Raw genomic sequence first — 24,013 nt, forward strand, 5'->3', positions numbered from 1 at the left:
CGGTGATGAACGTGGCAAGCAAGATAGCTCGAAATCAGGTTGAAAAAAGGGAAGTATGCCGTGCTATTACCTTGGCTAATAATCATACCTTTTGTTGGGGGTCTGCTTTGCTGGTTAGCAGAGCGCCTCGGCGCAAAAGTGCCGCGTTGGATCGCCATGATCACCATGGGGCTGACGCTGGCACTCGGTCTGCAGTTGTGGCTGCAGGGAGGCTATTCACTCACCCAGGCTGCAGGAATGCCGCAGTGGCAGTCGACTTTCTCGGTGCCATGGATTCCGCGCTTCGGCATTAACTTCCATCTGGCTATCGACGGTTTGTCACTGCTGATGGTGGTGCTGACCGGTCTGCTCGGGTTGATGGCGGTGCTCTGTTCCTGGAATGAAATCGAGAAGTATCAGGGCTTTTTCCACCTCAACCTGATGTGGATCCTCGGTGGTGTGATTGGCGTGTTCCTCTCCATCGACATGTTCCTGTTCTTCTTCTTCTGGGAAATGATGCTGGTGCCGATGTACTTCCTCATCGCGCTCTGGGGTCACAAAGCCTCTGACGGTAAAACCCGTATCTCGGCAGCGACCAAATTCTTCATCTATACCCAGGCTTCGGGTCTGGTGATGTTGATTGCGATTCTGGCGCTGGTGTTCGTGCACTACAACGCCACGGGCGTCTGGACCTTCAGCTACGAAGAACTGCTGAAAACGCCAATGTCGCACACCGTTGAATATCTGCTAATGCTCGGCTTCTTTATCGCCTTCGCAGTGAAAATGCCAGTGGTGCCCCTGCACGGCTGGTTGCCGGATGCGCACAGTCAGGCGCCAACTGCGGGTTCGGTTGACCTCGCAGGAATCTTGCTGAAAACGGCGGCGTATGGTCTGCTGCGTTTCAGCCTGCCACTGTTCCCGAATGCTTCCGCAGAGTTTGCGCCGATTGCTATGTGGCTCGGTGTACTGGGTATCTTCTACGGTGCCTGGATGGCGTTCTCGCAGACGGATATCAAACGTCTGATTGCTTACACCTCCGTTTCGCACATGGGCTTCGTGCTGATTGCTATCTACACTGGCAGCCAGCTGGCGTTCCAGGGCGCGGTGATTCAGATGATTGCTCACGGCCTGTCCGCCGCAGCACTGTTCATCTTGTGTGGGCAGCTTTATGAGCGTCTGCATACCCGTGACCTGCGTCAGATGGGTGGTTTGTGGTCACGCATTAAATGGATTCCAGGCCTGTCGCTGTTCTTCGCGGTGGCCAACCTCGGTATGCCAGGCACCGGTAACTTTGTCGGTGAATTTATGATTCTGACCGGCAGTTTCCAGGTGGTGCCGGTGATTATTGTGATTGCCACCTTTGGTCTGGTGTTTGCCTCGGTGTATTCGCTGGTGATGATGCAGCGCGCTTACTACGGCGAAGCGAAATCGAAAGCTCCGCTGCCGGGCATGTCACCGCGTGAATTCATGACGATCGGCGTGCTGGTGGTGCTGCTGGTTCTGCTGGGTGTTTATCCACAGCCGATCCTTGATACCTCTCACGCTGCGATGAGCAATATTCAGCAGTGGTTTACCGCTTCAATTTCAACTACAAGGCCGTAATTCGCCATGACAATAACTCCTCAACATCTGATTGCGTTACTGCCGCTGTTGATCGTCGGATTGACGGTGGTGGTGGTGATGCTGTCCATTGCGTGGCGACGCAACCACTTTGTTAATGCCACGCTGACGGTCATTGGCCTGAACGTAGCGCTGTTTTCACTGTGGTTTGTCGGTCATGTCGGTGCCATGGATGTCACGCCGCTGCTGCGCGTTGACGGTTACTCGATGTTCTACACCGCGCTGGTGCTGCTTGCCAGTCTCGCCACCTGCACCTTTGCTTATCCATGGCTGGCTGGTTTCCCGGACAACAAAGATGAGTTCTATCTGCTGGTGCTGATTGCGGCACTGGGTGGGATCGTGCTGGCCAGTGCTAATCATCTGGCGGCGCTGTTCATCGGTATCGAACTGCTGTCACTGCCGCTGTTTGGCCTGATTGGTTATGCCTTCCGCCAGAAACGTTCGCTGGAAGCGGCACTGAAGTACATGATCCTGTCCGCTGCGGCGTCCTCGTTCCTAATCTTTGGTATCGCGCTAATTTATGCCGATTCTGGCAGCCTGAGCTTTGTGCAGCTGGGTAAAAGCCTGAATGACAGCATGATCCAACAGCCGCTGCTGCTGGTGGGCCTGGGCATGATGATTATCGGCCTTGGCTTCAAGTTGTCGCTGGTGCCGTTCCACTTGTGGACGCCAGACGTGTATCAGGGTGCGCCTGCGCCAGTGTCGACCTTCCTGGCCACCGCCAGCAAGATCGCCATCTTTGGTGTGGTGATGCGCTTGTTCCTGTACGCGCCAGTGACCGACAGCGAAGCCGTGCGCACCGTGCTCGGTGTTATCGCCTTTGTGTCGATTCTGTTCGGTAACCTGATGGCGATTTCGCAGAGCAACATCAAACGTCTGCTCGGTTACTCATCGATCGCGCATCTTGGCTATTTGCTGGTGTCGCTGATTGCGGTGAAAACCCATCAGCTGTCACTGGAAACGGCGGGTGTGTACCTGGCGGGTTACCTGTTCAGCAGCCTCGGCGCGTTCGGTGTGGTCAGCCTGATGTCCAGCCCGTACCGTGGCCCGGATGCGGATACGCTTTACTCTTATCGTGGTCTGTTCTGGCATCGTCCAATTTTGTCAGCGGTCATGACCGTCATGATGCTGTCTCTGGCCGGTATCCCGATGACGCTGGGCTTCATTGGTAAGTTCTACGTCATTGCTTCCGGTGTGAACGCGCATCTGTGGTGGTTAACCGCGGCAGTCGTTGCCGGCAGTGCGATCGGTCTTTACTACTATCTGCGTGTGACGGTGAGTCTGTACCTCAGCCCACCAGAAATGCACACGCGCGATCGTGACACGCCAGCCAACTGGGCGTTCACCGCCGGTGGTGTGGTGGTGCTGATCTCGGCGATTCTGGTGCTGGTGCTGGGTGTCTATCCTCAGCCACTGATTTCGCTGGTGCAGATGGCTCAGCCGCTGATGTAAATGCGCTTTGACCCCATGAATCAGGCCTCAGGGCCTGATTTTTTTTGCCTGTAATCTGAGAATACGATCACGGCAAGGCAATGCGGCAACCCTGTATGGCTGCTCAATCCCCGCGCGCTGTGATACTCTCAGGAGATCACTTTTTTCGCTCAGACAAGGAAGCATCATGGAAATGCAATGGCTTGATTGCCACCACAGTGAACTGAGTGCACAGCAGTTATATACCGTGCTGGCACTGCGCAATCACGTATTCATTGTGGAGCAGAACTGCCCCTATCAAGACGTAGATGGTCAGGATTTGCGAGCAGAGAATCGCCACATCATGGGCTTCCTTGACGGCAAATTATTGGCCTACGCTCGTGTGCTTACGCCCTCACTGGACAGCGCCCCGGTGATGATTGGTCGCGTGATCGTGTCCGAAGAAGCGCGTGGCCTGAAGTTGGGCTATCGACTGATGGAGAAAGCGCTGGAGAGCTGCGATACCCATTGGCCGCAACGCACTATTTATTTATCGGCGCAGGCCCATCTGGAAGGGTTTTACGGTCGTCTTGGCTTCAAAGCGGTGGGGGACGTTTACATGGAAGATAACATTCCACACATCGGTATGCAGAAAGCGTAATGGCGAGGAATACTCCTCGCCATTTATACCCGTCATACTTCAAATTTCCGGTGAGTTGGCTGCCTGGCTCACCCGAATCACTGACTTGAGTCAGCTCATCGGGCTCTCTTGTTTGCCGCCTTCCTGAAATTCGAACTTTTTAGGGGATATCAGCCCGGCGTCATCTGTCGGTCATCGGTGTATTTACGCTGATCCGGCGGCGGTGGGAAATACTGATACAGCCAGGTTTCACTTAAGGTCTCATCTTTGGTGCGCAGGAACAGGCGCATATCCACCGGCTTGGTGGAGTCGCTGTTCGGATACCAGTCAAACAAGATGCGGTAGCCGTTGAGGGGTTCAACATACAGAATCTCAACCTGCTTGATGGTACCGGCATTGACGGTGATCACCGGCTCAATACCTTTCGGCGCTGCGGCTTTCAGATCGCCACCGACGAAATCAATCGCAAAGCGACGGCACCACTGATCGGGGAAGTGTTCGCCCGGCGCCCAACCTTCTGGGAAGCCACCAATACCGGTACGTGTCGCATCCACGCGCGCCAGCCCGCTGCGCACAGGTGGCAGTTGGCTCCAGTAGAGTTTGTACTGGAAGTTAAATTCGCTGCCCGCTTTAACCGGTTCCGTTGGCTGCCAGAAGCACACTACGTTATCCAGGGTTTCACCGGTCGTCGGGATCTCCATCAGGTTGATGGCGCCTTTGCCCCACTTGCCAATTGGCTCAACCCACAGGCTTGGGCGTTTGTCATACCATCCAATGACATCCTGATAATCTTTGAAGTCGTGATTGAGCTGCAACAGACCAAAACCACGTGGGTTTTCATCTTCATAAGCATTGAACTGTAAGCGTTGCGGGTTGTTCAGCGGACGTGCAATCCATTCCCCTTTTCCGGTCCACATTGCCAGACGATCGGAGTCATGGATTTGTGGATGATAGGTATTGCACATGCGACGCTCGTTGGTGCCGCAGCTAAACATACTGGTCATCGGCGAGATGCCGAGCTGACGAATGTCGTTACGAGCAAACAGGTGGTTTTCCACCTCCATCACCACGCGTTTCTCTTCGCAGTGGATAGTGAACTTGTACGCACCGGTGACGCTGGCGCCGTCCAGCAGCGCATAAACCACAAAGGTGGTATCGTCGGCTTTCGGTGTTTCAAACCAGAAGGCGGTAAAGTCCGGGAACTCCTCGTGGCCGTTGCTAAAGGTGTTGACTGCCACACCGCGCGCTGACAAGCCGTACTGGAAAGTTTCATCAACCGCACGGAAGTAGCTCGCGCCGAGGAACGAGACGATATCGCGACGCGCCAGTTCTGGTTTTTTAAACGCGCGGAAACCGGCGAAGCCCAAATCGGTTTTGCCGACCAGCTGCTGGGTATCGACATTAGCGTTGTGATAGTTAAACAGTTCGGGGCGGAAGTGGATTTCGCGCGCTTCACGGCTATCGGCATCCACGGAGAACATGCGGATACGACGTTTAAAGCCCATCCCCACGTGGAAGAACTGCACATCTAATTCGCGATCGGGAATGTTGTTCCACAGCGAATGGTTGGCATCGTACTGAATTTCGTTGTAAGCCTGCGGTGTCAGATTGGCCAGGGTGTCAGGAAGCGGGCCGGGTGCGCCGCCCCAGGGCTGTTTCGCCAGCGCGGATGCTTTCTTTTTCAGTGAGTCGAAATCGAAGCGCACTGCGGTGCCGTCGGCGATGCCATCATCGGCCCAGGCGGACTGCGCAAACAGCGAGGAGAGCCCGGTCATACCGCTTGCGGCAGAGAGGGCCATGGACGCTTTCATAAATTTTCTACGATTCATGCCGGAAATCTAATCCTTAGCTGCTCTGGTGTGTTGTGACTGTCGTAAGACGCATTGCGTCTGGCTACAAGGGGATACGACAGTCGCGAAATTAAAAAATTCAGTCTGACAAAAATTTATCAGATTAATCAAATAAGCGAAGCAGATTTCACGCTGCAACAGCGCGGATTACGCAACTTTGCATTGAGTCGAGCAAAAACCAGCGTAATCCGAATCCCTTGCGCGCAGCAAATACCGAATTTATGACTATATTTAAACGACGATAAGTGACGAGCATGGAGGAAGTATAACGTGTCATCTTCAGATCAATTTGAAACTCGCCTTGATGACGACCTGGCGCTACTGACAGAAACTTTGGAAGAAGTACTGAAATCGTCGGGTGATCCGGCCGATCAAAAGTACATCGAATTGAAACTTAAAGCGGAACAAGCGCTGGAAGACGTGAAGAATCGCGTTAGCCAGGCTTCTGACAGCTATTATTACCGTGCCAAAAAAGCGGCCTACCGTGCCGACGATTATGTGCATGAAAAACCGTGGCAGGGGATCGGCATTGGCGCCGCCGCTGGCCTGTTTGTCGGTTTACTGTTGGCCCGCCGCTAAATTGTCGGGGCGTAACGCCAGTTACGCCCGATTCCTCTTTTTTACCGCGTTATCCCTCTCATTTGTCTCGAATCCTTGTTTCGCATCAACGGCGATTGTGTTTCGCGTGCGCGCTTTCTACAGTAAAGCGACAGGGATAAGGAGAAAGTAACGTGATACGTGTTGAAATGCTCTCTACGGGCGATGAAGTGTTGCATGGCCAGATTGTCGATACCAACGCCGCATGGCTCGCGGATGTGCTGTTCCAGCACGGTTTGCCGATGACCAGCCGCAGTACCGTGGGTGACGCGATGTCCTCACTGGTGGAGGCGCTGCAGAGTCGCAGCCAGATTGCCGATGTGCTGATTGTGAACGGCGGCCTTGGGCCAACCAGCGACGATCTTAGCGCGCTGGCGGCAGCTACCGCGTGTGGTACCGAATTAGTGATCCAGCAAGAATGGCTGGAAAAAATGGAAGCCTGGTTTGCCAGCCGTGGACGCATCATGGCGCCGAGCAACCGCAAGCAGGCGGAAATTCCGGCGAATGCCGAGCTGATTGATAATCCGGTGGGGACCGCGTGTGGCTTTGCACTTCAGCTCAATCGCTGCTGGATATTCTTCACGCCGGGCGTGCCGTCCGAATTTAAAGTGATGGTCGAGCAGGAGATCATTCCGCGTTTGAAAGCGCGTTTTGATTTACCTGAGCCGCCGCTGTGTTTGCGTCTGACTACCTTTGGTCGCGGCGAGAGTGACATTGCTGCCGAACTGGAGCCGTTACCGTTGCCGGAAGGTGTGGTAATGGGCTATCGCTCATCAATGCCAATCATTGAAATCAAACTCACCGGACCGGCCAGCCAGCGCGTGGCGATGGAACAGGTGTGGCAGCAGGTTAAGCTGCTGCTGGCGGAATGCACTATCTTCGAAGGCACTGAAGGTTTGCCTGCTTTGTTAGCGCGTGAGTTGCAACAGCGTGGTTTCCGGCTGGCGCTAAGCGAGCAATATACGGCGGGATTCCTCAACTGGCAGCTGGCATCAGCAGACGTGCCGCTCAGCGCAGCAGAGATTCTGCCTCCTCATGATGAACCGCTGGAATCCCAGGTCGAGCGCACGCGCGATCTGGCCGCACATCACGGCACGGTATTGGCGCTGTCGGTGGGCAATCTGGAAGAGGGCGAAGTGGCGATTGCGCTGCATACGCCGGAAGCCAGCTGGGGCCAGCGCGTGAAGTTCACCCATGGGCGTCACAATGTTGAAACCCGGCAGAAAGTCGTGGCGATGATGGCGATGAACATGCTGCGTCGCTGGCTGCACGGCAGTGAAGTCAGTAACGGGCATGGCTGGATTGATGTGCTGGAAGCTGTGAAACAGTAGGAATGTGGGCAGGCTTTGCCATGAATTTCACCGGGGCGCCATTGATGGCGACCCGGTGTTTAAATCTCGATCTCAATCTCCCCTTTGGCGCGGCAGCAGCAGGGCAAAATCTCACCCTTCTGAATAAACGCCAATGGGGTTTCCGCGTAAGCCACTTCGCCTTTTAGCAAGCGCATGCGGCATGAACCGCAGTAGCCTTCACGGCACTGAAACTCTACGCAAACATTGTGCGCTTCCAGTGCCGTCAACAGATTGGGATGATCTTCTGCGCACTCCAGCCGGGAGCCGGAACTGCGCAGAATAACAACAGAACGACTCATGCTTACAGCTGGAAGTCGTTGAAGTCATCTTCGCCGACTTCGGCATCAATCTGACCCACCAGGTAAGAACTGACTTCCACTTCCTGCGGTGCCACCTGCACGTTATCTGATACCAACCAGGAGTTGATCCATGGAATCGGGTTAGAACGCGTCTGGAACGGCAGATCGAGGCCAACCGCTTGCATGCGGATGTTGGTGATGTACTCAATGTACTGGCACAGAATGTCTTTATTCAGACCGATCATCGAGCCACCGCTGAACAGATAATCTGCCCACTCTTTCTCTTGCTCGGCGGCTTTCTTGAACAGGTCGAAACACTCATCACGGCACTCGGCGGCGATCTCTTTCATTTCAGGATCATCTTCACCGGTGCGCAGCAGGTTCAGCATGTGCTGAGTGCCGGTCAGGTGCAGAGCTTCATCGCGCGCAATCAGTTTGATGATTTTGGCGTTACCTTCCATCAGCTCGCGCTCGGCGAAGGCGAATGAACAGGCGAAGCTGACGTAAAAGCGAATCGCTTCCAGTGCGTTAACGCTCATCAGGCAGATATACAGCTGCTTTTTCAGCGCACGCAGATTCACGGTCACGGTTTTACCCGCCACTTCGTGCGTGCCTTCTCCCAGCAGATGCCAGTAGCTGGTCATCTCGATCAGATCGTCGTAATACTTCGAGATGTCCTGTGCACGCGCCAGAATCTGCTCGTTAGTGACGATGTCGTCAAACACCAGTGAAGGATCGTTGACGATGTTACGGATGATATGGGTGTAAGAGCGCGAGTGGATGGTCTCAGAGAACGCCCAGGTTTCGATCCAGGTTTCGAGTTCTGGAATCGAAATCAACGGCAGCAGGGCCACGTTAGGGCTGCGACCCTGAATGGAATCCAGCAGCGTCTGGTATTTCAGGTTGCTGATAAAGATGTGTTTTTCGTGATCTGGCAGCGCCTGATAATCGATACGATCGCGTGAGACATCCACTTCTTCCGGACGCCAGAAGAAGGAGAGCTGTTTTTCGATCAGCTTTTCAAAAATGTCATATTTCTGCTGGTCGAAACGGGCAACGTTCACTGACTGGCCGAAGAACATCGGTTCTAACAGCTGGTCGTTTTTGTTCTGCGAAAATGTGGTGTAAGCCATGGCTAAGTCCAAAAGTGATGAGGGCCGACCATTGCCGGCCCTGACAAGATAGGGCGTCTGACTAATTAAATCTTACAAGCGCCGCTTTCGCAGCCGTCATCCTGAATGGAAGGAGCCAGGTCGTCCTGCGCATCTTCCGCACCATCACGGGTGTTTTGGTAGTACAGGGTTTTCACCCCAAATTTATACGCGGTCAGCAGATCTTTCAGCAGCTGTTTCATCGGCACTTTGCCATTGGCAAAACGGCTTGGATCATAGTTGGTGTTCGACGAAATCGCCTGATCGATAAATTTCTGCATCACACCAACCAACTGTAAGTAACCGTCGTTAGAGGGCATTTCCCACAGCAGTTCGTACTGATCTTTCAGACGCTCATACTCTGGCACCACCTGACGCAGAATACCGTCTTTAGATGCTTTGATGCTGATGTGACCGCGCGGTGGCTCAATACCGTTGGTGGCGTTTGAAATCTGCGAAGAGGTTTCAGACGGCATCAGGGCAGAGAGCGTGGAGTTACGCAGACCGTGCGTAACGATCGACTCACGCAGACCTTCCCAATCCAGGTGCAACGGCTCGCTGCAAACGGCGTCGAGATCCTTTTTATAGGTGTCGATCGGCAGAATGCCCTGTGAGTAGGTGGTCTCTTTGAACCACGTACAGGCACCTTGCTCTTTTGCCAGCTCGTTCGAGGCTTTCAGCAGGTAGTACTGGATCGCTTCAAAGGTTTTATGCGTCAGGTTGTTGGCGCTGCCATCAGAATAACGCACGCCGTTTTTCGCCAGATAGTAAGCGTAGTTGATCACGCCAATACCCAGAGTACGACGACCCATTGCGCCGCGTTTTGCCGCTGGGATGGGGTAATCCTGGTAATCCAGCAGGGCATCCAGTGCACGTACCGCGAGGGTCGCCAGCTCTTCCAGATCGTCGAGGCTGTCAATCGCACCGAGGTTAAAGGCAGACAGCGTACACAACGCGATTTCACCGCTTTCGTCATTCACATCGTTCAGCGGTTTGGTCGGCAGCGCGATTTCCAGGCACAGGTTAGACTGGCGGACGGGCGCGATAGCCGGATCAAACGGGCTGTGGGTGTTGCAGTGATCGACGTTCTGGATGTAGATACGGCCAGTAGAAGCACGTTCCTGCATCATCAGTGAGAACAGTTCAACTGCTTTCACGCGCTGTTTGCGGATGCTGTCGTCTTTCTCGTATTTGGTGTACAGACGCTCAAACTCGTCCTGATCGGCGAAGAACGCATCGTACAGACCTGGCACGTCAGACGGGCTGAACAGGGTGATCTCTTCACCTTTCAACAGACGGGTATACATCAGCTTGTTGATCTGTACGCCGTAGTCCATGTGACGTACGCGGTTGCCTTCAACGCCACGGTTGTTTTTCAGCACCAGCAGGCTTTCCACTTCCAGATGCCACATTGGGTAGAACAGGGTGGCTGCACCGCCACGTACGCCGCCTTGTGAGCACGACTTCACTGCCGTCTGGAAATGTTTATAGAACGGGATGCAACCGGTATGGAAGGCTTCGCCGCCACGGATTGGGCTACCCAGCGCACGAATGCGACCAGCGTTGATACCGATACCCGCACGCTGCGACACGTATTTTACGATAGCGCTGGAGGTGGCATTGATGGAATCAAGGCTGTCACCGCATTCGATCAAGACGCAAGAGCTGAACTGACGCGTTGGGGTACGCACGCCAGACATGATTGGCGTCGGCAGTGAGATCTTGAAGGTGGACACGGCATCATAGAAGCGACGCACGTAATCCATACGCGTCTCACGCGGATAACCGGAGAACAGGCATGCAGCAACCAGAATATACAGGAACTGGGCACTCTCGTAGATTTCACCGCTCACACGGTTCTGCGCCAGGTATTTACCTTCCAGCTGCTTCACCGCAGCGTAAGAGAAGTTCATGTCGCGCCAGTGGTCGATGAAGCCGTCCATCTGCTCGAACTCTTCTACGCTGTAATCTTCCAGCAGGTGACGGTCGTATTTGCCCATCTCAACCATTTTCACGACCTGATCGTACAGCTTCGGCGGCTCAAACTGGCCGTACGCTTTTTTACGTAGGTGGAAGATGGCGAGGCGAGCAGCCAGGTACTGGTAATCCGGCGCATCACGGGAGATCAGGTCTGCAGCGGCCTTGATGATGGTCTCATGGATATCAGAAGTACGAATTCCATCGTAGAACTGAATGTGGGAGCGCAACTCAACCTGAGACACGGAGACGTTATTCAGCCCTTCAGCGGCCCAATCCAGTACCCGGTGAATCTTATCGAGATCAATGCGCTCCTGGCGGCCATCGCGTTTAGTAACGAGCAGACTTTGGTTCATGTCGCGTGTTTACCTGTCCATGAAAGAGTGAGTTATCCCCCATCTATTCACAAGGCCTATGCACAAGCCGCTCGTTGTGAGTAAGCCTGTGGATAAACACTATATATAGGGGGTGCGGGAAGTTTGAACAACAATATGGTGAGTATTCTAGTCAGCATTCTGATCATCACAAGAGTTGATTTTCGCGAAAAAATCCGTCCAGGGGGGTAGCGAAATTCCTGGATCCCCATTCCATAAGGCCTGCCAATGGTGTCAACTGCCAGCGACTTTTTTTTCACTTTTTGATCGAGCGCGTGTTTATTGCTCAAAGGTTCTCATCACGGAAATTTCTGAAGTCAAAAAAGCCCTGACAAGGCCGCCAGTAGCGAACTTATCTAAAATTGCTTATGAATTTTTTGTGACCAATCCAGCCTACAAAAATGCGTGGCATGCGTCTAAAAGGAAATTGATCTGGATAGCAGTGAGTTACAAACCTGGTGCTTTCCACATCGAGGTGGTTAACCCACTGTCCACCAGGGTGAGTTGGTCGGCATAGACTTTCTGCCAGTTGGCTTTTTGCTGTTGATAGAGTTGGTGGCGTTCTGCGTTGGGGTGAAATTCGCGCTCCCAGCGTACTAATGCTTGCCCGGTTTCCTGCAAACTGCGATAAACCCCAGCGGCGACGCCAGCCGCAATCGCGCAGCCCAGGGCGGTGGCTTCTTTCACCTGCGGCACTTTGACCGTCAGCCCCGTGACATCGCTCAAAATCTGGCTCCACAATTTGCCCTTCGCACCGCCTCCGGCAAACACTATCTGTGAGGTTTGGACACCGGAAAAGGCGGCCACCAGATCCAGATTGCAGGCCGAAACAATCGCGGCATTCTCTTCCAGCGCACGGAAGAGCGTCTGTTTATTGCAGCGTTCGGGGTCGATGGAAAGATTAATAAAGGAAGGCGCAGCGTGATACCACTTGTTGAAGTGCATTGCATCTGAGAACACCGGCATCACGCCCCACGAACCGGCGGGGACGCGTGCCGCCATCTCTTCCAGCAGGCTGTAGCAATCCACACCCAGCCGCTCCGCCAGCAGTTTCTCTTCGCTGCAAAAGGCATCACGGAACCAGCGCATCGTGAGGCCGGTAAAGAAACTGATCGCTTCCGCTTGCGCCATACCGGGGATCACATGCGGATTCACGCGAATGTTCATTTGAGGATCAATCTGCGGCTGCGGCAAGTTCACGACTTGTTGCCAAAAGGTGCCCCCCAACACAGCGGTTTCACCCGCATTCACTACGCCTAACCCCAGTGTCCCCAACTGCACATCACCGCCGCCCATGCCAACCACTGTGCCTTGCGCCAGCCCACACTGATGAGCGGCTTCGGCTGTCACAGTTCCCAGTTGCGTACCGGTTTCGGCCACCGGAGACAATATATCGCCGCGCAAACCCGCCATCTCCAGCAAATCAGGCCGCCAGTTTCGGGTGCGTAAATCCAGCAGGCCAGTGGTGCCCGCGTTGGAGGGATCCACTGCCAGTTCGCCACTCAGGCATTTTGCCAGCCAGTCGCTGATCATCGACAGCGTTGCCGCCTGACGATAAATATCGGGTCGATGATGCGCCAGCCATAACAGGCGTGGCATTGCCCCAAGTGCCAGGGTTTGCCCTGAGCACTGATAGATTTCACGCTCAAACTCGCCGTGATGAATCTCTTTCAGCTCACTCACCTCGCGGCTGGCACGGGCATCCACGTTGGCGCAGGCCCAAATTGCTTCGCCGGCTTTGTTATAGAGCACGATCCCTTCGCGCATGGAGCAGCAGGCCACGCAGCGAATCGCGCTGGCAGGCAACTGTGATTGTTGCAGCACCTGCTGAATACACTGACAGGCAAGTTGCCAGTTGTGGCTCAGATCAAACTCCATCGATCCCGGCACGTCGGGCAGGGCGAGGTGCCTCCATTCAGCTTGCGCCACGGCGACCTGCTCACCCTGAAGATTGAAAATCACGGCGCGAATACTACCGGTGCCGGCGTCGAGCGCCATCAAATGCGGGGCGTGTGACATCGCAAAACTCCTGTTGAAACGGAAAAGTGCTCCACGCCGACGACCCAACGGGTGTTACTGCAAAGATAGCTGTGCGCGAGGGTTTTCACCTCCAGATGAACGGCTTAGCCCACCGCTGAAAGTTTGAACTGTGATCGCTGCGAGAGTTTTATTAAACAAGCTTTACCAGGATTGCCACTTTGCCAATCGCGATAAAAAGGACAAGCCGATGGAAGTCACGCTGGTCGAGATAAACGTCAAACCCGACTGTATCGACGAGTTTTTGCGGGTTTTTAAGCTCAATCATTTAGGTGCGCTGGAGGAACCCGGCAATCTGCGTTTTGATGTGTTGCAGGACAGCCATGTGCCGACGCGCTTCTTTATTTATGAAGCTTACACCGATGAGGCCGCCGTGCTGGCGCACAAGAAAACGGCACACTACCTGGCGTGCGTTGAGGCGTTGGAAGCGTTAATGAGCGAACCAAGAAAGAAAACCGCGTTTAAGGGGATATTTCCGCAGTGATGGCGGCATGGACATCTCCGCACAATCGGGTAGCAGCATGATTGAAAGTACCTAAAGCGGGTAGATAGGAAGAAAAACGCGCTGCTGCATCATGTTAATGGCAGCGGCTGCGAGGGCAACTTAATGAAGCTCAATCCACAACGCAGCGCGACTCAAAGCCATGATCAACGTTCAGGGCCAGTAAAGCCCCGCCCGAAGAGCAAAGCGTCCGCCGCAGGGATGCGACGGCCGATCTGCATGGATGCGTGTTTCCTTTGCGATCGGGCGGGGCTTTACTGGCCGACGCACGGTTCCCACAGCAACCACGCACCGTCCCCACAGCAACCACTCAATCCTGACGATGTGTATGCACCATATAGTTCACATCCACGCCACGTCCCAACCGGAACTGATTGGTCAGCGGATTGTAGTGCAGGCCGATCATGCCTCTCTCACGCAATGGCGTCTCATCAACCCAATTCAGCAACTCCGCCGGACGGATAAACTTCTTCACGTCATGTGTGCCGCGCGGCACCATGCGCATCACATATTCGGCACCAAACACCGCCAGCAACCACGCCTTGGGATTACGGTTAATGGTCGAGAAGAACACTTCGCCGCCCGGCTTTACCAACTGCGCACATGCCAGCACCACAGAACGCGGATCCGGTACGTGCTCCAGCATCTCCATGCAAGTCACCACGTCATAGGCCCCCGCATGGCTAATCGCATGGTCTTCCACTGTCTGCTGCACATAGTTCATGCTCACACCGCTCTCCAGCGCATGCAACCGTGCTACTTCCAGCGGCTCCGCACCCATATCCAACCCGGTCACGTTGGCTCCTTCACGCGCCATGCTCTCCGCTAAAATACCGCCGCCGCAGCCGACATCCAGCACCTTCTTACCAAACAAACCATTGCTGTGTTGGGCAATCCAGCCAAGACGCAGGGGATTGATGCGGTGTAACGGCTTAAACTCACCCTCTAAATCCCACCAGCGCGATGCGACCGCTTCAAACTTGGCAATCTCAGCGTGGTCGACGTTTTGGCGGCTTTCCTGCGGTTGTTCACTCATTGAATCACGACTCCTGACAAAATATTCCCTCAGTATAAACGCTTAACTCTTGCTAGCGCATCTCTCACCTGCAAGGAAAAGCGGCATTAAACCCTGCTTTACGTTCACCGAGGGCAACCACTGTGATATACTTTCGCACCATTAAAAACCGGCATTATGTAGAGGGATAGCGGCTCCATGAGCGACCTTGCGAGAGAAATTACACCGGTCAATATCGAAGAAGAGTTAAAAAACTCTTACCTCGATTACGCCATGTCGGTCATCGTTGGCCGAGCTTTACCCGATGTGCGTGATGGCTTGAAGCCGGTGCACCGCCGTGTGCTTTTTGCCATGAGCGAACTGGGTAACGACTGGAACAAAGCTTATAAGAAATCGGCCCGTGTGGTCGGTGACGTGATCGGTAAATATCACCCACACGGTGATTCCGCGGTATACGAAAGTATCGTTCGTATGGCCCAGCCGTTCTCCCTGCGCTACATGCTGGTAGATGGTCAGGGTAACTTCGGTTCCGTTGATGGCGACTCCGCCGCAGCGATGCGTTATACCGAAGTGCGTATGGCGAAGATCTCTTCTGAACTGCTGGCGGACCTCGAAAAAGAGACCGTCGATTTTGTGCCGAACTATGATGGCACCGAGCAGATTCCTGAAGTGCTGCCGACCAAAATTCCTAACCTGCTGGTGAACGGCTCGTCCGGTATCGCCGTAGGTATGGCGACCAACATTCCACCGCATAACCTGACGGAAGTGATCAACGGCTGCCTCGCCTTTATCGAAGACGAAGACATCACTGTTGAAGGCCTGATGGAACACATCACCGGTCCTGACTTCCCGACTGCGGCGTTCATCAACGGTCGTCGTGGTATCGAAGAAGCCTATCGCACCGGTCGCGGTAAGATTTATATCCGCGCACGCGGTGAGATTGAAACCGACGCAAAAACCGGCCGCGAAACCATCATCGTCAATGAAATCCCGTATCAGGTAAACAAAGCGCGCCTGATCGAGAAAATTGCCGAGCTGGTGAAAGAGAAGCGTGTGGAAGGCATTAGCGGCCTGCGTGATGAATCCGATAAAGACGGTATGCGTATCGTTATTGAGATCAAACGCGATGCGGTCGGTGAAGTGGTGCTCAACAACCTCTATTCCCTGACGCAACTGCAAGTCTCCTTCGGCATCAACATGGTGGCACTCCATCAGGGCCAGCCGAAGATCATGACGCTGAAAGGCATCATTGAAGCCTTCGTGCGCCACCGCCGTGAAGTGGTGACGCGCCGTACCATTTTCGAACTGCGCAAAGCGCGTGACCGTGCACACATCCTTGAAGGTCTGGCCATTGCGCTGGCCAACATCGATCCGATTATCGAACTGATTCGTCGCGCACCAACGCCAGCTGAAGCGAAAGCGGGCCTGTTGGCACAGCCATGGGATCTGGGCAACGTAGCCACCATGCTGGAGCGTGCGGGCGATGACGCAGCACGTCCAGAATGGCTGGAAGCGCAGTTCGGTATTCGTGACGGTCAGTACTACCTAACTGAACAGCAAGCTCAGGCAATTCTGGATCTGCGTCTGCAGAAACTGACCGGCCTTGAGCACGAAAAGCTGCTCGACGAATACAAAGAGCTGCTGGACCAGATCGCAGAACTGATCCACATCCTGCAGAGCGCCGAGCGTCTGATGGAAGTCATCCGCGAAGAGCTGGTGGCAATGCGTGACCAGTTTGGTGATGAACGTCGTACTGAAATTACCGCCAACAGCGCCGACATCAACATTGAAGATCTGATTAATCAGGAAGACGTGGTGGTCACGCTGTCGCATCAGGGTTATGTCAAATATCAGCCGCTGACTGACTATGAAGCGCAGCGTCGTGGTGGCAAAGGCAAATCCGCAGCACGTATTAAAGAAGAAGACTTTATTGATCGTCTGCTGGTAGCCAACACCCATGATACCATTCTGTGCTTCTCCAGCCGTGGCCGTCTCTACTGGATGAAAGTTTACCAGCTGCCAGAAGCGAGCCGTGGCGCACGTGGTCGCCCAATTGTTAACCTGCTGCCGCTGGAAGCCAACGAACGTATCACCGCCATTCTGCCGGTGCGTGAATACACCGAAGGCTTCAATATCTTTATGGCGACCGCTGACGGTACCGTGAAGAAAACTGCCCTGCAGGAATTCAGCCGTCCACGTAGCGCCGGTATTATCGCCATCAACCTGCGTGAAGATGATGAATTGATCGGTGTTGCACTGACCAACGGTAGCGATGAGGCCATGCTGTTCTCTGCTGCGGGTAAAGTGGTGCGCTTCTCTGAGACTGCGGTTCGCGCCATGGGCCGTTCGGCCTCTGGTGTTCGTGGTATCAAGCTGGCTGAAAGCGATAAAGTGGTTTCACTGATCGTGCCACGTGAAGAGGGTGCCATCCTCACTGTGACGCAAAATGGTTACGGTAAACGTACAGCGAATAGCGAATACCCAACCAAATCGCGTGCAACTCAGGGTGTGATCTCGATTAAAGTCACCGAACGTAACGGACCGGTCATCGGTGCGGTGCAGGTGGTGGATGGCGATCAGATCATGATGATTACCGATGCCGGTACGCTGGTGCGTACACGCGTATCGGAAGTCAGTGTGGTCGGCCGTAACACCCAGGGCGTGATTCTGATTCGTACCGCGGAAGACGAAAACGTGGTGGGTCTGCAACGTGTCGCTGAGCCGGTGGAAGAAGAAGAACTCGACGCCATCGACGGCAGCGTCGCGGAAGGCGAAGACGATATCGCGCCGGAAGTGGACAACGACGACGACGCACCTGAAGCGGATGAAGAAGAGTAATCCGCAGCGGTGAACAACAGCGGCAGGTTAGGGCAACCGACCTGCCGTTTTTTATCTGAGTTTTACTCCCAAAGTCGCGCACCAACTGGCTTTTTCGGGCCGATAAAGCTAGTGTATGAGGGTTTTTCAACTTCCTGACAACCCCTTACCTCCAGTGAGTCTCTTTTGAAATATCTCGTCTCCTTTCGCACTACGCTTCGCATCTCGCGCTATCTGTTCCGTGCGCTGGCGCTGCTGCTTTGGACGTTGGGTGCGTTGCTGACCACCTTCTTCATCATCAACGTACTGCACGAAAAAGAGAACGCGGTTCGCCAGGAATTTGACACCAATTATGGCCAGGCGGAATGGTATGTACGCCACTCGGCCGACGTCATGCGTGAACTGAAATACATCACCGAAAACCGCTTAAGTAACAGTAGCAACGGTTTGGACGTGCTGAATGGCCTGCCTGCCGGTAAAAGTACCTTGCCACAGTTCACGCCGCTGTTTTCTGATGGTGATTGCACTTCAATGAGTAACACCTGGCGTAACTCGCTCGATTCGCTGGGTTACTTCATCAACTACTGGAAAAGTAACTTCACCTCCGCTTACGAACTCAACCGGGTGTTCTTTATTGGGGGTGAAAATCAGTGTCTGGCCGATTTCGCCATTGGTAACAACAATTCAGTCGATCGTGAACGCAGCCTAAAAGCCCTGCGCGAGCGGGTGCTGCACTATCGCAGCGGCAATGAAGAAGAGCGGCGTAATCCGATGTACTGGATTACGCCGAGCAGCCAGCCTGGTGTCGGTAATTTCTACATGGTGATGCCGGTGTATGTGGCCAACAAGCTACAGGCGTTGCTGGGCGTGGAACAAAATATCCGTCTTGATGAGTTTATTCAGCCGGGCGGCTTGCCGCTGGTTGCCACCATTACTGATGAGAACTACCGTGCGTTGCTGAGTTCGCGTCGCGGTGGCCCCGGCTACTCTTTTGACGATCTGCCGGATGACAGCATCTGGTTTGGTTATCTTGATAGCTATCGCCAGTTAGTCCTGAAGAAACCGCTGCCGCCGTCCAATCTTAACGTGGTGTGGTCACTCTCTACTGACGTGCTGGTGGATCAGCTCAAGCTGATGCTGATTAACGCGCTGTTGCTGAATATCTTCAGCGCATTGATCCTGTTCACGCTGGCATGGATATTCGAACGCCGTATGTTCCTGCCAGCGGAAGATAACGCACATCGGCTGGAAGAGCACGAGCAGTTCAACCGCAAAATTGTCGCTTCGGCGCCGGTCGGCATCTGTATTTTGCGCACCAGCGACGGCACCAATATTCTGAGTAACGAACTGGCTCACAACTATCTGACGCTGCTAACGCAGGAAGATCGTCAGCGCCTCAATGAGATCATCGGGGGCCAGCAGGTCAACTTTGTCGATGTGCTCACCGGTACCAATACCAACCTGCAAATCAGCTTTGTGCATTCACGCTATCGCAATGAAAACGTCGCAATTTGCGTGCTGGTGGACGTTTCAGCGCGTGTGCGCATGGAGCAGTCGTTGCAGGAGATGGCGCATGCGGCAGAGCAGGCCAGCCAGTCCAAATCCATGTTCCTTGCCACCGTCAGTCACGAACTGCGCACCCCGCTGTACGGCATCATCGGTAACCTCGACCTGCTGCAAACCAAGTCGTTGCCAAAAGGTGTGGAATCGCTGGTGACGGCGATGAACAACTCATCGAGCCTGCTGTTGAAAATCATCAGTGATATTCTCGACTTCTCGAAAATTGAGTCGGAGCAGCTGAAGATTGAGCCGCGCCCGTTCTCGCCGCGTGAGGTGGTCAATCACATCGCCAGCAACTATCTGTCGCTGGTGGTGCGTAAACGTCTAACGTTATATGTGATGATCGAAAATGATGTGCCGCTGACGATGGATGGCGATCCAATGCGTCTGCAGCAGGTCATTTCTAACCTGCTGAATAACGCGATCAAGTTCACCCATACCGGCTGCATTATTCTGCATGCTTATGTCAAAGATGGGTATTTAGCCTTCCGCGTGCGCGATACCGGCGTCGGTATTCCAGCGAAAGAAGTGACGCGTCTGTTCGATCCCTTCTTCCAGGTGGGCTCTGGCGTGCAGCGCAACTTCCAGGGCACCGGGCTGGGTCTGGCAATCTGTGAAAAGCTGATCAACATGATGGACGGTGATATTGAGGTCGACTCTGAGCCGGGCATGGGTAGCCAGTTTATCATCCGTATCCCCATTTACGCTGGACAACAGCCTGCGCCGCCGCTTCTGGATGGTTTGCAGGAAAAAGCCATCTGGCTGGATATGAGAAATGATTATCTCGCGGTCTTCCTGCTGCGTCTGTTGCAGCAACAGGGTATTGCGATCGCGCATTATCAGGGTAATGCCGGTAGCGACGATGTGATTATTAGCGACCATCAGGATACGGTGTCACAGGCCGTGCGCGCGCAGATTCACATCTGCGGTCAGCACATCGACATGCCGCAGGAAACCGCGCCGGGTCAGTGGGTGCAGAGCAGTGCGATGCTGCACGATCTGCCTTCATTACTTGGCCGCATCTATCGCCTCAATATTGATAGCGAAACCAGCACGCCGTTGCAGTTGGCCGCACCGCAAGAGGCCAACCGTTACGATGACATTATGGTACTGATTGTTGATGATCACCCGATTAACCGTATGTTGCTCTCCGAGCAACTCGGCACACTGGGCTATCAAACCAAAACTGCACAGGATGGGGTCGATGCGCTGAATGTGCTAAGCCGTAATCACATTGATATTGTGCTGAGTGACGTCAATATGCCGAATATGGATGGTTATCGCCTGACGCAGCGCCTGCGTCAGTTGGGCCATGCCTTCCCGGTGATTGGGGTGACGGCCAATGCGTTGGCAGAAGAGAAGCAGCGCTGTATGGATGCCGGGATGGATAATTGCCTATCCAAGCCTGTTACGCTTGATGTGTTGAAATCGACGTTGGCAATCTATGCCGAGCGGGTAAGAAAAAGCAGGAAAGGGTAGTACAGAAGAACAGGCGCACCGAAGTGCGCCTTTTTAAATCTTAATCTCTTTCAACCTGAGTCGCGCTCACGGAAGAGAGGTAATTCAGCAGGGCGATATCATTTTCCACCCCGAGCTTCATCATCGCCGATTTCTTCTGGCTACTGATGGTTTTGATACTGCGGTTCAGTTTTTTAGCGATTTCCGTTACCAGGAAACCTTCGGCAAACAGGCGCAGAACTTCACTCTCTTTCGGCGACAGACGTTTGTCTCCGTAACCGCCAGCACTGATTTTCTCCAGCAGTTTCGCCACGCTTTCAGGCGTATATTTTTTGCCTTTCTGCAGGGCTGCCAGCGCTTTTGGCAGATCGGTCGGTGCACCTTGCTTCAGTACAATCCCTTCGATATCCAGATCCAATACGGCGCTCAGGATCGCTGGGTTATTGTTCATGGTCAAAACGATAATTGAGAGATCCGGATAGTGACGTTTGATGTACTTAATCAGTGTGATGCCATCACCGTATTTCTCGCCTGGCATAGAGAGATCGGTAATCAGAACGTTAGCATCCAGTTTGGACAAGCTGTTAATCAGTGCTGTTGAGTCTTCAAACTCACCTACAACGTTGACCCATTCGATCTGTTCCAGAGACTTACGGATACCGAACAGAACAATCGGATGGTCATCGGCAATAATTACATTCAGGTTATTCATCTTATGGGTTACCTTGCTGCAGCAGTTGGTTGACGTATGCGTCAATTTCACTGGTGGTATTTATAATGGTTAAATCTTCACATAGTTTTATGTGATTTTCTAACTCTTCACAAAGCTGTTTACCTGGAACCAGATTTAGCATGGCGAACACGCCTTTCAGGCGATGTGCAGTCTGAGCAAGCGAGGGATAATCCTTCTCCGCTGCCTCAGTATACAGTCTCTTCACATCAGGCGGTACTGTCTCGGTAAACAGCTGGAAATAGCCTCCGCTCAACAGCGGCGTGGCAGCCTCATCTTCACTACTTTCCTCCATCAAATCGTGAGCCATTTGCTTTTCAATCAGTGCCAGCAGTGCGTCAAGCAGCGCATTGCTGAGATTGAAATTGACCCGGTATTGCTGATCGTTCAATGCGTGGTGACCCATTTCGTCACCGGCTAATAGCAGAGCCCAGCCATTGAGGCGGGCGGGATCGTCAGTGATCAGCACATCATGATCCTGACCGGATAAACGTTCGTCAGAGGTCAGGCAATTCGCTCCCCAGTTTTCTAACTGGCGGCAAACAATTTTGTGCACATCCTCGACGGCGATATCGACCAGTGCGGTTACACCTTCCAGCAGCTTCTCTTCCTGCTCGCCTTGTAGTTCCAGCGCGAGGGGCAGTTGAATATTATAGCGTGTGCCGATATCGGGTTTGGCGATGATCTCCAGCTGGCCACCCATTTGCTTGCACAGCTGCTTGCAGAGGAAAAATGCCATGCCAGAGGCCTGACCGTAACGATCCTGGGTGGTTTCGCCCAGATACGGGAAATCAACATTGGCCAGCTCATCGACACTCAGGCCTGAGCCGGTATCCACCAGTTGCAGCAGCACTGAGTTAGGTTTGTTCTCGCTGGCCTTAATCTCCAGCGTAATTTTGCCCCACTGCGTGGTGGTGAGCGCATAGTGCATCAGGGTGGTCAGGACTTTGCGCAGTGCACGGCGATCGCCAAAGCGCATCTCGTCGTTGGCCAGATGGTTGTTGACCACCAGCGCCAACCCTTTACGGCGCATCAGCGGTAGGCTCTCCAGCGCGATGTCATCCAGCAACTCCTGCAAATTGAACACGCTAGCATCCGGCGACCAGTCGTGTGCTTCCAGGCGGTTCAGCAATACAATGTCATCGACCAAACGAGACAGGCCCTGACTTTCATCAAGCAAATCCAGCACGCTTTCGTCTTCATCACGCTGGCTGAGTTGCACCAGTTGCGCCACCATACTCTCCAGCGGACGGTTGAGGGCGTGACCGAGATTTTGCATCAGCTGCTGACGCATCTGATGATTACGATCCAACACCTGCTGTGCCTTCTGCAGTTTTTTATTCACCAGCAATTCACGGTCCTGATCGCGCATCATAAACAGCTGAGTATGCGGTGACAGCACGCTACGGGCGTGGCGGATCTCGTACACCTCGTTGTTGATGGTGGCCTGCAGCACGCCCTGATGCTGATCGGACATATTGATGATTTTCTGCAGGTTCAGATGGGGTAACAGATGCTCAGCAATCTTGTTGCTCAACAGCGTGCGATTGGTAGCGAAGTCATACACCAGCAAACCCACCGGCAGGCTCGCAACAATCTCTTCATTCAGCATGCGCAGCGAATCTAACTCGGCGCTTTGGTTCTCGTTCGGGCGCAATGACTGCTGACGCAATAAAGTAATGCCGGCAATCGAGAGCAGTAACAGCACCAGATTGATCAACAGCGGCCACATCAGATTATGCAGGGTATCCAAAGCGAGGCTGGTGAGCGGCACGCGATATACTAACTGTAACGAAGTGCTGGGCAGTGACGCCGCAATGACGAGATTAGGATTCGCCAGTGAAACAGATGTCGTTTCGCTAGTGGCATCGTCGCTGCTGGTGCTGGAAGATTGCGTGGCATCCTGAATCAACTGGAAATTTTCCAGCGGCATGCTGTGCGGGATCAAATCGTTGATCGGCAGATCAAAAGCGACCACCGTGGCGAGGTGACCAGGCTGGTTGAAGGTGGTGCGCAGGGTAAAGTAGTGATCGTTCTGCCAGGCGAAATGGCGCAGCGGTGAGAAGCTTTCACGTTCGTCCAGCGCATTGGCCTGTTGCAGCATCTCGGCACGGCGGCTGTCGACCAGCGTATTGATGGCGCTATCTTTATAACGCGTTGCCATATCTTTTAATGGCAGCGTCGAGATCATGATCAGGCTGTTGTCCTGGCCATTGAGGAAATACATCGACCAGGTGGGATTCTCTGCGCCCCACAGCGTATCGAGGTAGTTGGACATGCGCATCGTCATATCCAGCGTGCTGCTGTCGTGGGAGCCAAAGATCAGCGCCTCCGTTTTACGGCGCGTCTTTTCCAGGTAGTAAACATCCGGGCGCAGGCGGGTTTCCAGAAGATTGGTGTTGGGTGCAGATCCGGCCGCACTGGTGGCGAGATTTTCATAAATCTGCCAGGTCGCGAAACGCGAAGCGTCGATGCGTTTTTGTACGGCACGCGCTAAATCGGTCATCGCGTAACGCTTCTCAGTAAGCCAGGCGTTAACACTGTTGTGCACCATAGCTCCCAGGGCCAGAAACAGCACCAGGTTGAACACCACGAAGAAACGGGTGACGTTACCCGAGGTCAGCGGAAATTTATAAGGCAGCATA

At 53.8% G+C, this 24,013-nt stretch carries 16 protein-coding genes; 8 read left to right on the forward strand and 8 right to left on the reverse strand.

Going from position 1 to position 24,013, the window contains the following annotated elements; translation table 11 throughout:
* Positions 1 to 60: 60 nt before the first annotated feature.
* The 3 genes from nuoM (at position 61) to FD737_RS10540 (ending at position 3,670) form a co-directional block, all read left to right on the forward strand.
* Positions 61 to 1,581 (forward strand): NADH-quinone oxidoreductase subunit M, encoded by a 1,521-nt coding sequence (gene nuoM, locus FD737_RS10530; RefSeq protein WP_058961300.1) that lies wholly within the window; start codon positions 61 to 63, stop codon positions 1,579 to 1,581.
* A 6-nt stretch (positions 1,582 to 1,587) separates the two neighbouring features.
* Entirely contained in the window at positions 1,588 to 3,051 is a 1,464-nt protein-coding gene (nuoN, locus tag FD737_RS10535; protein WP_160833461.1) for an NADH-quinone oxidoreductase subunit NuoN, read from the forward strand.
* A 166-nt stretch (positions 3,052 to 3,217) separates the two neighbouring features.
* A complete protein-coding gene (locus FD737_RS10540) occupies positions 3,218 to 3,670 on the forward strand; it encodes a GNAT family N-acetyltransferase (protein ID WP_097116582.1) in 453 nt (150 codons plus the stop codon).
* Between the two features lie 149 nt (positions 3,671 to 3,819).
* Here FD737_RS10540 and FD737_RS10545 read toward each other — a convergent pair whose 3' ends face one another.
* Positions 3,820 to 5,478: a glucan biosynthesis protein D gene (locus FD737_RS10545; RefSeq protein WP_045813641.1), complete on the reverse strand. Its 1,659-nt coding sequence runs from the start codon at positions 5,476 to 5,478 to the stop codon at positions 3,820 to 3,822.
* Between the two features lie 291 nt (positions 5,479 to 5,769).
* Here FD737_RS10545 and elaB point away from each other — a divergent pair, with 291 nt between their 5' ends.
* Positions 5,770 to 6,078, forward strand: coding sequence for a stress response protein ElaB (gene elaB, locus FD737_RS10550; RefSeq protein WP_034825045.1), 309 nt, complete (start codon positions 5,770 to 5,772; stop codon positions 6,076 to 6,078).
* Between the two features lie 152 nt (positions 6,079 to 6,230).
* Positions 6,231 to 7,427 (forward strand): nicotinamide mononucleotide deamidase-related protein YfaY, encoded by a 1,197-nt coding sequence (locus FD737_RS10555; protein WP_160833462.1) that lies wholly within the window; start codon positions 6,231 to 6,233, stop codon positions 7,425 to 7,427.
* Between the two features lie 59 nt (positions 7,428 to 7,486).
* Here FD737_RS10555 and yfaE read toward each other — a convergent pair whose 3' ends face one another.
* The 4 genes from yfaE to lsrK form a co-directional block, all read right to left on the reverse strand.
* Positions 7,487 to 7,747: a class I ribonucleotide reductase maintenance protein YfaE gene (yfaE, locus tag FD737_RS10560; RefSeq protein ID WP_058961303.1), complete on the reverse strand. Its 261-nt coding sequence runs from the start codon at positions 7,745 to 7,747 to the stop codon at positions 7,487 to 7,489.
* A gap of 2 nt (positions 7,748 to 7,749) precedes the next feature.
* Positions 7,750 to 8,880 carry a class Ia ribonucleoside-diphosphate reductase subunit beta gene (gene nrdB / locus FD737_RS10565; RefSeq protein WP_034825039.1) on the reverse strand — a complete coding sequence of 377 codons (1,131 nt, stop codon included), beginning with the start codon at positions 8,878 to 8,880 and terminating at the stop codon, positions 7,750 to 7,752.
* A gap of 65 nt (positions 8,881 to 8,945) precedes the next feature.
* Positions 8,946 to 11,231, reverse strand: a complete 2,286-nt coding sequence (gene nrdA, locus FD737_RS10570; RefSeq protein WP_097116584.1) for a class 1a ribonucleoside-diphosphate reductase subunit alpha — start codon at positions 11,229 to 11,231, stop codon at positions 8,946 to 8,948.
* 465 nt (positions 11,232 to 11,696) lie between these two features.
* Positions 11,697 to 13,268, reverse strand: a complete 1,572-nt coding sequence (gene lsrK / locus FD737_RS10575; RefSeq protein ID WP_160833463.1) for an autoinducer-2 kinase — start codon at positions 13,266 to 13,268, stop codon at positions 11,697 to 11,699.
* A gap of 208 nt (positions 13,269 to 13,476) precedes the next feature.
* Between lsrK and lsrG the strand changes: the two genes are divergently transcribed.
* Positions 13,477 to 13,770 carry a (4S)-4-hydroxy-5-phosphonooxypentane-2,3-dione isomerase gene (lsrG, locus tag FD737_RS10580; RefSeq protein WP_097116586.1) on the forward strand — a complete coding sequence of 98 codons (294 nt, stop codon included), beginning with the start codon at positions 13,477 to 13,479 and terminating at the stop codon, positions 13,768 to 13,770.
* A gap of 328 nt (positions 13,771 to 14,098) precedes the next feature.
* On the opposite strand, the gene ubiG is transcribed toward lsrG, so the two are convergent.
* Positions 14,099 to 14,824 carry a bifunctional 2-polyprenyl-6-hydroxyphenol methylase/3-demethylubiquinol 3-O-methyltransferase UbiG gene (gene ubiG, locus FD737_RS10585; protein WP_160833464.1) on the reverse strand — a complete coding sequence of 242 codons (726 nt, stop codon included), beginning with the start codon at positions 14,822 to 14,824 and terminating at the stop codon, positions 14,099 to 14,101.
* 177 nt (positions 14,825 to 15,001) lie between these two features.
* Between ubiG and gyrA the strand changes: the two genes are divergently transcribed.
* Both gyrA and rcsC read left to right on the forward strand, forming a co-directional pair.
* Positions 15,002 to 17,641 (forward strand): DNA topoisomerase (ATP-hydrolyzing) subunit A, encoded by a 2,640-nt coding sequence (gene gyrA, locus FD737_RS10590; protein WP_034825018.1) that lies wholly within the window; start codon positions 15,002 to 15,004, stop codon positions 17,639 to 17,641.
* A 165-nt stretch (positions 17,642 to 17,806) separates the two neighbouring features.
* Positions 17,807 to 20,659, forward strand: a complete 2,853-nt coding sequence (rcsC, locus tag FD737_RS10595; protein WP_160833465.1) for a two-component system sensor histidine kinase RcsC — start codon at positions 17,807 to 17,809, stop codon at positions 20,657 to 20,659.
* Positions 20,660 to 20,699: 40 nt separating this feature from the next.
* On the opposite strand, the gene rcsB is transcribed toward rcsC, so the two are convergent.
* Both rcsB and rcsD read right to left on the reverse strand, forming a co-directional pair.
* Positions 20,700 to 21,350, reverse strand: coding sequence for a response regulator transcription factor RcsB (gene rcsB, locus FD737_RS10600; protein WP_034825012.1), 651 nt, complete (start codon positions 21,348 to 21,350; stop codon positions 20,700 to 20,702).
* Between the two features lies 1 nt (position 21,351).
* On the reverse strand, positions 21,352 to 24,009 hold the full coding sequence (gene rcsD / locus FD737_RS10605) for a phosphotransferase RcsD (RefSeq protein WP_160833504.1): 2,658 nt from the start codon (positions 24,007 to 24,009) through the stop codon (positions 21,352 to 21,354).
* Between the last annotated feature and the right edge of the window lie 4 nt (positions 24,010 to 24,013).

Source organism: Pantoea sp. Seng, assembly GCF_009829935.1.
In the GTDB taxonomy this organism is placed as follows: Bacteria; Pseudomonadota; Gammaproteobacteria; order Enterobacterales; family Enterobacteriaceae; genus Pantoea; species Pantoea communis.